This is a genomic window from Sulfuriferula nivalis (genome assembly GCF_009937995.1).
GTDB lineage: Bacteria > Pseudomonadota > Gammaproteobacteria > Burkholderiales > Sulfuriferulaceae > Sulfuriferula > Sulfuriferula nivalis.
In genome coordinates, this window is sequence record NZ_AP021881.1 from 915,870 (window position 1) to 928,509 (window position 12,640).

At 46.2% G+C, this 12,640-nt stretch carries 11 protein-coding genes; 5 read left to right on the forward strand and 6 right to left on the reverse strand.

What is annotated here, in order from left to right; all coding sequences use genetic code 11:
- Positions 1–148 precede the first annotated feature (148 nt).
- The gene (locus tag SFSGTM_RS04845) at positions 149–517 is read right to left on the reverse strand and encodes a DsrE family protein (protein ID WP_162084193.1); all 369 of its coding nucleotides are present in this window, start codon (positions 515–517) and stop codon (positions 149–151) included.
- 280 nt (positions 518–797) lie between these two features.
- Here SFSGTM_RS04845 and rlmM point away from each other — a divergent pair, with 280 nt between their 5' ends.
- From rlmM to sucB, 5 genes are all read left to right on the forward strand, one after another.
- Positions 798–1,874, forward strand: coding sequence for a 23S rRNA (cytidine(2498)-2'-O)-methyltransferase RlmM (rlmM, locus tag SFSGTM_RS04850; RefSeq protein ID WP_198420615.1), 1,077 nt, complete (start codon positions 798–800; stop codon positions 1,872–1,874).
- 12 nt (positions 1,875–1,886) lie between these two features.
- The gene (locus SFSGTM_RS04855) at positions 1,887–2,501 is read left to right on the forward strand and encodes a DUF2238 domain-containing protein (protein WP_174237396.1); all 615 of its coding nucleotides are present in this window, start codon (positions 1,887–1,889) and stop codon (positions 2,499–2,501) included.
- Between the two features lie 305 nt (positions 2,502–2,806).
- Positions 2,807–4,105, forward strand: a complete 1,299-nt coding sequence (locus SFSGTM_RS04860; protein WP_162084195.1) for a citrate synthase — start codon at positions 2,807–2,809, stop codon at positions 4,103–4,105.
- 3 nt (positions 4,106–4,108) lie between these two features.
- Positions 4,109–6,811, forward strand: coding sequence for a 2-oxoglutarate dehydrogenase E1 component (locus tag SFSGTM_RS04865; protein WP_232526047.1), 2,703 nt, complete (start codon positions 4,109–4,111; stop codon positions 6,809–6,811).
- Positions 6,808–7,881, forward strand: coding sequence for a dihydrolipoyllysine-residue succinyltransferase (gene sucB, locus SFSGTM_RS04870; protein ID WP_162084196.1), 1,074 nt, complete (start codon positions 6,808–6,810; stop codon positions 7,879–7,881). Before SFSGTM_RS04865 ends, sucB begins: the two co-directional genes overlap by 4 nt.
- A 10-nt stretch (positions 7,882–7,891) precedes the next feature.
- Here sucB and SFSGTM_RS04875 read toward each other — a convergent pair whose 3' ends face one another.
- The 5 genes from SFSGTM_RS04875 to hflK are packed head-to-tail and all read right to left on the reverse strand — an operon-like array spanning position 7,892 to position 12,640.
- Positions 7,892–9,187 carry an adenylosuccinate synthase gene (locus tag SFSGTM_RS04875; protein ID WP_162084197.1) on the reverse strand — a complete coding sequence of 432 codons (1,296 nt, stop codon included), beginning with the start codon at positions 9,185–9,187 and terminating at the stop codon, positions 7,892–7,894.
- A 50-nt stretch (positions 9,188–9,237) separates the two neighbouring features.
- Complete coding sequence (locus SFSGTM_RS04880) at positions 9,238–10,395, reverse strand: ATP phosphoribosyltransferase regulatory subunit (protein WP_198420616.1); 1,158 nt, start codon at positions 10,393–10,395, stop codon at positions 9,238–9,240.
- A complete protein-coding gene (locus SFSGTM_RS04885; RefSeq protein WP_162084198.1) occupies positions 10,395–10,580 on the reverse strand; it encodes a DUF2065 domain-containing protein in 186 nt (61 codons plus the stop codon). Before SFSGTM_RS04885 ends, SFSGTM_RS04880 begins: the two co-directional genes overlap by 1 nt.
- The gene (gene hflC, locus SFSGTM_RS04890; RefSeq protein ID WP_162084199.1) at positions 10,581–11,453 is read right to left on the reverse strand and encodes a protease modulator HflC; all 873 of its coding nucleotides are present in this window, start codon (positions 11,451–11,453) and stop codon (positions 10,581–10,583) included. It abuts the gene before it with no gap.
- Positions 11,450–12,640: an FtsH protease activity modulator HflK gene (hflK, locus tag SFSGTM_RS04895; protein ID WP_162084200.1), complete on the reverse strand. Its 1,191-nt coding sequence runs from the start codon at positions 12,638–12,640 to the stop codon at positions 11,450–11,452. The genes hflC and hflK overlap by 4 nt, the downstream gene beginning before the upstream one ends.

Sequence of the window (12,640 nt, forward strand, 5' to 3'; positions counted from 1 at the left end):
ATCCCTGAATTCTTGTCATGATGGCAACGTCACCATCTTAATGTTATTTGTGAATAAAGACTGCTGTTGTGCTGGGAAAGTTCAGTAATTAAGTGATTAAAATAAAAAAAGCGGCGAAAACGCCGCTTTTTTTATTGAATCTTGATGCTTAGTAGCACAAGGTTACAACATCTTCATCCATAGCTTGCTGGATTACATATGCGCCACCAATTGTTTCTTCGATTTCTGGAATCAGATCGTGACCCCATAGTTCCAAGGTTGGGGTGCAAACCTTGAATTTTACGCCAGCTTCGTGTGCGTCTTTGATAAAGTCATACACGCTCTTAGGTGAGCCTTCTTGAACAAATAATTTTTCCGCGAAGCCTTTAACAGCCAATTCGCCAGAACGTGCAGTCAAGATTACTTCAACTTCATATTCCATCGCAGCCGCAACAGTTGCTTGGAAAAATGGTGCGCCCAATTCAGAAGGATTCGCTGGATCGGTGTTGACCATCATAATCATTAGCTTATCAGCCATGTGTTTCTCCATAAGTTAAATAAAAGTGATGCTTAATTACGTCAAAAAAAGCCTTTGGATTATAACAATAAATTCAACTTGTGACGATATTTTAATTAGCATCTGCTAATGCTCTGTTGCTATAAGTTGATGATTTTAGTTTCTTGTGGCATTGCAGGAGGCATATTGCGCGCCCCACGAGGAACTGGATTTTGTTATTACACAGGCCCAACTTAATTAATCAATTTTTAGCACCGCTCATTAGCCGTTATACTGTCGCTATTTTAGGAAAGTGTGTCGCATGAGCCAAATGGATGCATTGTTGTTATATTGTCGCGCGGGTTTTGAGAAAGAGTGTGCGGCTGAAATTATCGCGAATGCGGCGCAATTGGGTGTTCATGGTTATGTTAAGGCAGAGCCAGGTTCGGCGTGGGTGCTATTTCAATGTGCATCGGCTGAAGAGGTTAAGCTTTTGACGACGGAATTGCCCTTTTATCGTCAAATCTTTGCGCGTCAGTGGATATGTGTGTCACCTTTAATTGAAGGTCTGCCTGAAGGTGACAGACTGACAGCTGTGCGTGCACGTGTCGCCGAACTGGTGCCACGTTATAGTGAAATTTGGGTAGAAACACCTGATACTGATGCGGCTAAAACGCGTTTGGGTTTCTGTGGTCGTTTCACCAAACCCTTAACCAATGCGCTGGAGAAAAAGAATCAGTTGGCTTTGGGAAGCAGTGCGCCACGCTTGCATGTATGTTTTGTGGCGGATGATGCGGCCTTTGTCGGCGTAATTGATGCAGATAATTCTTCACCGTGGTTTATGGGTATCCCCCGTGTGCGCGTAGGTAAGGATGCACCTAGTCGTTCTGCCGGTAAGCTGGTTGAAGCGTTGATGGTGATGATACCGGAAGATCGTGCGCATGAATTGAAAGCTGGCATGCGTGCCGTGGATTTGGGAGCCGCACCTGGTGGTTGGTCGTGGGTGCTGGCTTTACGCGGTATTCGGGTCACAGCAGTTGATAATGGGCCGATGGCGGCAGTAGCGATGGCGACCGAAATGATAGAGCATGTGCGTGGTGATGGCTTTAGTTACCGCCCACATCGCCCAGTGAACTGGCTGGTATGTGACATGGTGGAAAGTCCTTCACGTATTGCGCAACTAGTCGCTGAATGGATAGCGCGTGGGCATGCGCGTCATGCGATCTTCAATTTGAAATTGCCGATGAAAAAGCGTTTGGAAGAGGTGCGTCGCTGTGCGGATATTATTGAACAGCGTCTGGCGCGTGAAGATATAAACTATAGTATCGAAATCAAACATCTGTATCACGACCGGGAAGAAGTAACAGTGTGTCTGATGCAGGATAAAGCGGTGCGCTAACAGGGGATGATCATGTTCGATACACGTACAATTGCATTTATTTTTGTATTGCTGGTGTTGGCATGGTCGGGTTACCAGCCACATGATTATTTCACATGGGTGCTGGAAGTTACACCAGTGTTTGTTGCAATACCTGTGTTGATTATGACACGCAAGCGTTTTCCATTGACGCCATTAAGCTATATGCTGATTGCGGTGCATGCCACGATATTAATGATAGGTGGTCACTATACCTATGCCGAAGTACCGTTATTTAACTGGCTGCGTGACACGTTCGATTTGTCTCGTAATCATTACGATAGATTGGGGCATTTGGCGCAAGGTTTCGTTCCCGCGATGATTGCACGGGAGATCCTGTTGCGTAAGACGCCGTTGCAAGCAGGGAAAATGCTGTTTTTCCTGGTGACTTGTGTATGTCTCGCAATTAGCGCCAGCTATGAATTGATAGAGTGGGCGGTTGCTGAGATGAGTGGCAGTGATGCAACTGCATTTTTAGCCACCCAAGGGGATGTCTGGGATACGCAAAATGATATGTTGATGGCGCTTATTGGGAGTGTGCTGGCGCAGTGGTGGCTGGCAGAAAAGCAGGCTCGGCAGTTGCATCAGTTGTTGCTGGTGCGTCAGTAAAAATCCCCAAAAGCTTCCTCAAGATTATCAGAATAATGCTGGGGATATTAAAGTGCATGCCACACCTACTTTACTTCATTTCGATTGATGTGATATTTAATCCACAAGCGGAATGGCTAATGCGAAAATAGGGACGTTAAGGCAAATGTTGGTGGTTCGATTTTTGCTTGTTTTTATGATGAGGCAATAGCTTAAATTGTACTCAGCGTGTGTGTCGCCCGTTGGAATGTGGTGCAACTGGGTGCGCATAAAATTATTGTGAAATATTTGCCGCGATTTATGCAATTGAATGTAAGGGAATAAACATGAGTGCACCAACTAAAGTAACGTTGACGTTTGATAATGGACAGCCGCCGATAGAATTACCTGTGACTGCAGGTACGCTGGGGCCGAATGTGATTGATATACGCAGTTTGAGTCAGCATGGTTATTTGACTTATGACCCGGGTTTTATGGCGACAGCAAGCTGTTCATCGCAAATTACCTATATCGATGGTGATGAGGGTTTGTTGTATTACCGGGGTTATCCGATAGAGCAATTAGCAGAGCACGCTGACTTTGTTGAAGTGTCCTATTTGCTTATATTTGGCGAGTTGCCTACACCTGAACAAAAACAGGCATTTGAACACGGTGTGCGTCGTCACACTATGTTGCATGATCAAGTGAATAACGTGTTTCGTGGTTTTCGTCGTGATGCGCACCCAATGGCGGTTATGGTGGGTGTTACTGGTGCATTGTCTGCGTTCTATCATGATGCAATGGATGCATTTGATGTGCATAGTCGCGAAATCTCAGCTTATCGGTTGATGGCAAAAGTACCCACAATTGCAGCGACATCATATAAATACAATATGGGTCAGCCATTTGCATACCCGCAAAATCATCTGGGTTATGCTGAAAACTTCCTATATATGATGTTCTCCACACCATGTGAGCCCTATGTGGTAAACCCTGTGTTGGCGCGGGCATTGGATAAGATATTGATTTTGCATGCTGATCATGAGCAAAATGCATCAACGTCGACCGTGCGTCTGGCGGGTTCTTCTGGTGCTAACCCATTTGCCTGTGTTGCGGCGGGGATGGCTTCATTGTGGGGGCCGTTACATGGTGGCGCGAATGAAGCGGTGCTGAAAATGCTGGAAGAAATAGGCGATGTGTCGCGTATTCCTGAATTTGTGGAACGCGCTAAAGACAGAACCAATCCGTTCCGTTTAATGGGTTTTGGACACAGGATTTATAAAAATATGGATCCGCGTGCGGCGGTGATGCGCCAGGCTTGCCATGAAGTGTTGGATGAATTGAATCTGAATGATGATCCGTTATTCAAAATCGCGATTGAATTGGAGAAAATTGCATTGCAGGATGAGTACTTCATTGCTAAGAAACTATACCCTAACGTGGATTTCTATTCAGGTATTGTGTTCCGTGCTCTAGGCATTCCAACGACCATGTTTACTGCAATTTTCGCGATGGCGCGAACTGTAGGCTGGGTTGCGCAGTGGAACGAAATGTTGTCGGATAAGGGGCATCGTATTGGCCGTCCACGTCAGCAATATACAGGTGTGGCGCGGCGTGATTATGTGCCTATAGATAAACGAGGATAAATCTTGGGGATACAGTCAAGTGCGCCTGATCAAGCCAATTGGCTGGAGTCACTCTATCAACAATACCTGCTTAATCCAGACTCGGTCAGTTCGGATTGGCAGGTTTATTTTAATAGTTTAAACGCAGTATCATTTAGTCCCAGTGTTACAGCATGTGACCGACGACAAGTCGATGTGCTCAGGTTAATCAATGCATACCGTTTCTTAGGTGTGCGTCTCGCGCAATTAGATCCATTACAGCGCTATCCATTACCCAATATTCCCGAATTAGACCCCGCTTATTATGGTTTGACAGCCGCGGATATGGCAATGCAGTTTGATACTGGCTCTTTAGTCGCGTCAGATCGCGCTAGTTTGGCTGAGATTCTAGAGATATTGCAACGTACCTATTGTGGCAGTTTGGGCGTTGAATATATGTATATCAGCGACATTGTGCGTAAACGCTGGTTACAACAACGCTTAGAAGGTTGTCTGGCTACGCCGCATCTGGATACGGCTACGCAGCAAACTATATTGGAAGACTTAACCACTGCGGAGACGCTGGAGCGTTTTCTTCATACACGTTACGTCGGACAAAAGCGATTTTCATTAGAAGGCGCCGAAACGCTAATTCCTATGTTGCAGCAGCTGATTTCGGGTGCGGCAGTGCATGGTGTTGAAGAGATTGTGCTGGGTATGGCGCATCGAGGCCGTATTAATGTGTTGGTTAATGTCTTGGGTAAGCCATTAATGCAAATATTTGATAGTCACCATCAAGATGCTGCGGCTTTGTCAGGCGACGTGAAATACCATCAGGGTTTTTCTACAGATGTCATTACACCCAATGGTAATGTGCATCTGGCATTGACTTTCAATCCATCCCATTTGGAAATCGTTCATCCTGTTGTGCGTGGGTCCGTTCGTGCGCGTCAACAGCGTCGAGGTGATGTGTTGGGCAATGAAGTGATGCCGGTGATTATTCATGGTGATGCGGCTTTCTCAGGGCAGGGCGTGGTGATGGAAAGCTTGAATATGTCCGAGACGCGTGGATATGATACTGGTGGAGCGGTTCATATCGTGATTAATAATCAAATTGGATTTACGACTTCTGACACACGGGACAGTCGTTCTTCATTATATTGTACCGATGTGGCCAAACTGATAGAAATGCCAGTGTTACATGTAAATGGTGATGACCCAGAGGCAGCTATTCTTGCAGTGCAAATCGCACTCGACTATCGGCGAGAGTTTCATAAAAATATACTTATCGATTTGGTGTGTTTTCGTCGTCATGGTCACAATGAGCAGGATGAACCTGCAGTGACGCAGCCATTGATGTATCAGAAAATAAATGCGCACTTGGGTGTGCGGCAATTGTATGCAGATAAATTGTTAGCAGCTGGTCTTGCACCTGAATTGCCAGCACAGTTGATAACTAACTACCGAGAACGGCTGGAAACTGAAGAACGCATAGTCGCACCCGCTGTATCGTTGTATAAGCGCAGCTATGCGGCGCATTGGGATTCTTATCGGCAACATGACTGGCGATCCCCGGCCGATACAGCTGTATCGGCTAATCAATTGGAGGAATTTGGAGAGAAGATTACTGCTGTGCCTGATGGCTTCACTTTACATCCTCGAGTAGAAAAAGTGGTTGTGGATAGACGTGCGATGGCGCATGGTGAGCAACTGGTTGACTGGGGGATGGCGGAAAATTTGGCTTATGCCAGTTTGTTGCGTGATGGCTATCCAATCCGGATTGCAGGTCAAGATAGTGGACGTGGCACATTTTTCCATAGGCATGCGGTATGGCACGATCAGCATCGGGAACGTTGGGATGCAGGGGAGTATCTCCCGTTGCAGCACATTTACCCCAATCAACCTCATTTTATAGTGATAGATACGCTGTTATCCGAGTTGGCTGTGCTGGCCTTTGAATATGGTTACGCCAGCGCTGAGCCAGATGAACTGGTGATTTGGGAAGCGCAGTTTGGCGATTTTGCTAACGGTGCTCAGGTGGTAATAGATCAGTTTATTGCGAGTGGTGAAGCTAAGTGGGGGCGCTTATGTGGACTGACCTTGTTGTTGCCCCATGGGCAAGAGGGGCAGGGGCCAGAACATTCATCTGCCCGGTTAGAGCGTTATCTGCAATTGTGTGCGAACGATAATATACAAGTATGTCAGCCCAGTAATGCAGGGCAAATGTTTCATTTGCTACGACGACAAATGCTACGGCCTTATCGTAAACCATTGATAGTGATGACGCCAAAAAGCTTGCTACGCGCCAAGCAGGCTAATGTACCGTTGGCTGCGTTAACAGATGGCGGCTTTGCAGCACTGATAGGTGAAACTCAAACGTTAGCTGATGTGCGGCGCATCGTTTTATGTAGTGGTAAAGTCTATTATGACTTGTTGGCCGGTCGTGAACAGCGTGGAATTAATGATGTTGCATTGGTACGGATTGAACAGCTTTATCCATTTCCACGTGTAGAGTTATCTGCATTACTGGCGGATTATGCTGTCGGTGTCGAGGTTGTCTGGGTACAAGAAGAGCCGCAAAATCAGGGCGCCTGGTTTGCGATCCAGCATCACATTCTGGCTTGTTTGCATCTTAATCAGACATTGCGTTATATCGGGCGAGATTTTTCTGCATCGCCTGCAGTGGGTTATCCCGATGTATATGAAGCACAAAAGCAAGCGTTTATCGAAGAGGTATTTGTTGCATGATTATTGATGTCAAAACACCTGAACTATCGGATTCCATCACTGAAGGTACTTTACTGGAATGGCATAAGCAGATCGGTGAACAGGTGCAGCGAGACGAAACCTTAATTGATTTGGAAACGGATAAGGTGATACTCGAAATTTCGGCACCTTGTTCTGGCACAGTAGTAGAGCTGCTGCGTGAAAATGGCGCAGTTGTGACTGCGGGTGAAGTAATTGCTCGTATCAATGATGGCGATGAACGGACTGCAATCGAAGTGCCGGTGGTAGTGACGCCACTCGTTGTACCTGTTCAGGTTGTGGCGCCTATTGTGCCGGTAGCTGTGGCGCAGCCAATCGTGACAACTGTAGTCATACCCCCCGCAGCACCACAGATTAAGTCGCACAGGCAGGCTATGAGTCGCTTACGTCAACGTATTGCCGAACGATTGGTAAGCGCGCAACATACAGCTGCAATTCTGACAACGTTCAATGAAGTCAATATGCAGCCAATTAAAGACCTGCGTGAACGTTTTCAGACTGAATTCGTGCGGGAGCACGGCGTAAAACTGGGTTTCATGTCGTTTTTTGTGAAAGCAGCAGTGTTAGCACTTAAACAGTTTCCAGTGATTAATGCAGCGATTGATGGCACAGATATTGTGTACTACGACGAATATCATTTAGGGATTGCGGTATCGACTACACGCGGGCTGGTGGTGCCTGTGCTACGTAATGTGGATCAATTGAGCTTTGCGCAGATAGAACAGGGTATTGCGGATTTGGCTCGACGAGCTGAAGCTATGCAATTAGATTTTGATGAGCTGCAAGGCGGTACTTTCTCGATTAGTAATGGAGGTGTATTTGGTTCGTTACTTTCTACACCAATTATTAATCCACCTCAGTCGGCTATTTTGGGTATGCATACGATACAAGAACGACCTATAGCAGAAAATGGACAAGTGGTGATTCGTCCTATGATGTATGTAGCATTGTCCTATGACCACAGATTGATTGATGGTCGTGATGCGGTGAAGTTTCTGGTGGAAATGAAAACCGCGCTGGAAGATCCAGCGCGGTTGATGTTAGCGTTGTAAACCGTCTGGGTTAAACGTTAAAAGGATGGCGTAAGACGATGGTTTCTTCGCGATCAGGTCCAGTGGATATCATGTCTATAGGCACTTCACATAATTCTTCCATGCGTTTCAAGTAAGCGCGAGCATTGGCTGGGAGTTGATCAAAATCTTTGATACCAACCGTGCTATCAGTCCAGCCGGGCATTTCTTCATACACAGGTTCGCAGCTGGATAGTGTTTCTGCCCCAACAGGCAGGATGTCTGAATAACCATCGGCTAATTTGTAACCTACGCAAATTTGCAGAGTTTCCATGCCATCCAGCACATCTAGTTTGGTCACGCATAAACCTGACACACCATTGATTTGTATGGAACGTTTTAACGCCGCTGCATCAAACCAGCCACAACGACGTGCGCGTCCCGTGGTGGAACCAAATTCGTGACCACGTTCGGCTAAATATTTGCCGTTATCGTCGAATAATTCAGTCGGGAATGGCCCAGAGCCGACACGAGTTGTATAGGCTTTGGTAATGCCTAAAACATAATGTAGTGTGTGTGGGCCTACACCGGCACCAGTTGCTGCACCACCTGATGTGCAGTTGCTGGATGTGACAAAAGGGTAAGTACCATGGTCGATATCAAGCAATGTGCCTTGAGCACCTTCAAATAACAGATTGCTGCCACCGCGATTTGCTTCATATAATAAACGTGGCACGTCGGCGACCATGGGTTTGATGCGTTCGGCCAGCAGCATGGTTTCGTCTAATACTTGATTAAAATCTACAATGTCAGTGTTGAAGTAATTTTTCAGTACAAAGTTGTGATAATCCAGTACCTCACCCAATTTAGCCGCAAAACGCTCACGGTGAAATACATCTTGCAGGCGGATAGCGCGACGTGCAACTTTATCTTCATAAGCCGGGCCGATACCGCGTCCTGTTGTGCCGATTTTTGCATTACCCTTGGCACGTTCGCGGGCTTGGTCTATAGCAATGTGATAACCCAGAATTAACGGGCAAGCTTCTGATATTTTCAAGCGTGATGCGACATCTACACCGTGAGTGGCGAGCATGTCCATCTCTTCTAATAGCGCAGCCGGGGAAACGACAACGCCGTTACCAATGTAGCAAGTCACATTGTCACGCAAGATACCTGATGGAATAAGGTGTAATACCGTTTTTTTACCGGCGACTACTAAAGTATGTCCAGCATTGTGACCGCCTTGAAAGCGAACCACGCCCTGAGCATGATCAGTTAGCCAATCGACTATCTTGCCTTTACCTTCATCACCCCACTGAGTGCCAATGACGACGACGTTTTTACTCATATTTATTTCCAATTTGTTCAATAATGATTTTTGCGATGTATGTGCGAAATTTATGCACGTGGTTTTACTACCCAGCTGCCATCAGGCTCTTGGGTGATGATGCGATCACACTCATATTCATGCTGAGTGTCTTCATGGCCGGGCAAGTCGGCTATGACTATCTCGCCTGCATTGCGCAGTTCAGCTATTTTTTCGTGCAATTTAGCATTTTTAGCATAGGGTGCAAGGATAGGTTTTGCGCCTGGTGCGCGCCAAAAACGAGTGGCAATTTCACGTAAATCCATACTGAAGCCAGTTGCTGGACGAGCGCGTCCGAAACTGATGCCGACTTCATCATAACGCCCGCCTTGTGCCAGCGGTACGGGATGGTTCTGGTGATAAACTGCAAAGATAACACCGCTATGATAGTGGTAGCCACGCAGTTCAGCCAAGTCGATGTTGATATTGGCGTCGCCTTTTAATTCGTTGGTGATAGCCTTGAGTTCCTCCAAAGCTTGGCTGATATCCAGCTGGCTGGGCAGGACACGGAAAGCCTCTTCCAATACTTCCACACCGCCATATAGGCGAGTTAATGCGCAGAATGCATCTTGTACTTGATTGTCCAAATGTGAAGTTAATTCGCGTATTGTGGTGATATCTTTGGCTTGTAATGCAGCGAATAATGCGGGAACCAACGCTTCATCAATATTGGCATAACTTAATAAGCCCCGAAATACACCAGCATGCCCGATATCTAAATGCAGGTCATTGATGCCCGCGATTTTGAGTGAGTTAAGCATGAGCTTCTGTATTTCTACGTCTGCCTCAAAACTGCTGTGTCCATATAACTCTGCCCCTAACTGCATGAGTTCACGGGAACGATTCGTACCGTCGGGCAGGGTGTGGAGAACTGAACCCGCATAACATAGACGTGTAACTCCCTGACGATTTAGCAGGTGAGAATCTATGCGCGCAACTTGAGGCGTGATGTCAGCACGAACGCCCATGGTTTTGCCAGTGATTTGGTCAACAAGTTTAAATGTTTTAAGGTCTAAATCACCACCTGCACCTGTTAACAGTGATTCGATATATTCAATCAGCGGCGGGGTGACTAATTCATAACCATGTACACGGAATAAATTGAGTATGCCTCGACGCAAATTTTCCATGCGTAATGCGGTTGGTGGAAGTAAATCTTCTATATATTCAGGGAGTAACCATTTATGCATCAGCGCACCATTATCAGTATCAGTAAGCCCATAATCATGGAGAAAAGACCAGCTATACGCAATTGGTCATTGTTTAAGTCTATCATTTTAGTGAAGGTTTCACGCCAAAAATTTGGTGCAATCAGCGGCAAAATGCCCTCGATGATAAATACGAGGGCAAATGCGCTGCCTAACTCAATCAGCATTTATTGATTAGCTTTCGGCGATTTCATATATTTAAAGAAAGCAGAATTTGGTTCCAAGACCAGTACGTCCGTTTTGTTCTTAAAGCTTTGGCGATAAGCATCCATGCTTCGATAGAAAGCATAAAACTCAGGATTCTGTGAGTATGCGGCAGCATAGATAGTGCTCGCTTTAGCATCTCCTTCACCTTTGACGTGTTGTGCATCGCGGTATGCTTCAGCAATAATAATTTCGCGTTGTCTATCGGCGTCTGCACGAATTTGTTCTGCTTCGGCGGAACCGGTAGAACGCAATTCATTGGCAACACGTTTACGTTCTGCTTCCATGCGGCGGTAAACAGAGTCGCTTACTTCTTGCGGTAAATCAACGTGCTTAATACGGACATCCATGACTTGTACGCCGATTTTGCGTGCATCCTGATCAGCTTTTAAACGCAGCGAAGCCATAATTTCATCACGTTCGCCAGATACAACTTCATGCACGGTGCGTTTACCGAATTCAGCACGCAGACTATCATTGATAGTCTGCTGCAACCTTGTTTGCGCACGGGTTTCGTCACCGCCAACGCTGACATAGTACTGTTCAGCGTCGATGATGCGCCATTTGGCAAAGTAATCAACCAAGACATTTTTCTTTTCTGACGTAATAAAACGATCCGGGTCTGCTGGATCTAACGTCAAAATGCGGGTATCAAAATAACGTACATTTTGTAGTATGGGCAGTTTAAAGTACAAACCTGGGGTTTTGTTGATAGTGACAACTTCACCTAACTGGAAAACCATTGCATTTTGACGTTGGTCTACAGTGTATATGGTCATGCTGGCAAGTATGAGTACACCCAGCAAGGTGGCAATAATAATATTGAAGTTTTTCATGGTCTATCCTCCCGATCACGACTGCGGAAGGCATCGCGTGAGCGCCCTGTTTCTGTCGTGCTAGGATCGCTGGCAGCGGGTTTGGTTATGTCTGGAACTGAGGTGGTGTTTGGAGCCGGAGCCGTGGTTGGAGCGGTTCCTGGCGCGCTTATTTGCATCAGTTTGTCGAGCGGCAAGTAAAGCAGGTTGTTACCTCCTTTGCTGCTGTCGACCAGTACCTTGCTGGTGCTGGTAAGTACTTGTTGCATCATGTCCATATACATACGGTCGCGAGTGACAGCAGGTGCTTTGCTATATTCAACCAGCACCTGTTTGAAGCGACTAGCCTCACCTTCAGCGTTAGCGATGATGGATTGTTTATAACCGTTGGATTCTTCACTTAAGCGTGCTGCCATGCCTCGTGCTTTAGGAATGACGTCGTTGGCATAAGCTTGCCCTTCGCTTTTTAAACGTTCGCGATCTTGACCGGCTTTAACTGCATCATCAAACGCAGCTTGTACTTCCTGTGGTGGTTGTGCATTTTGCAGAGTGACTTTACTGATGCTGATTCCCGTTTTATAGCGATCTAGTGCATCTTGTATGTTTTTAGTGGCGCGTGCAGCGACATCAGCTCGACCTTCGTAGAGCACATAATCCATTTTACTTTTGCCTACTATTTCACTCATGACGCTCTCGGCAACTTGACGTACAGCATCGTCAGGAGAGCGGTTGCTAAACAAATAGTCTTCTGGATTTTTTAGTGTGTATTGCACAGCAAATTGTATATCAACGATATTTTCATCATCGGTGAGCATGAGCGATTCTTTTAACATTTTGCTTTTGACATTATTGCGATAACCCACTTCGACAGTACGAACTTGTTCAATATTGACTACTTCTACTGATTCGATAGGCATAGGCAAATGCCAGTTTGGGCCTGGTTGTGTGGTTTCGACGAATTTTCCAAAGCGTAGTACAACACCTCGTTCACCAGTGTCTACGATGTAGAATCCAGAAGCCAGCCAGATTGCAACAATCACAGCTGCAATGATGCCTAATCCACCTGCATTAAATCCTGGTGTATTGTTTCCATTAGAAGGTTTACCACCGAATAGCGTGTTTAGTTTGGCGTTGAATTTTTTCCAAAGCTCATCTAAATCGGGTGGGCCTTCATTTTTTTTGCCCCATTGCGGGTCATTCCATGCCAT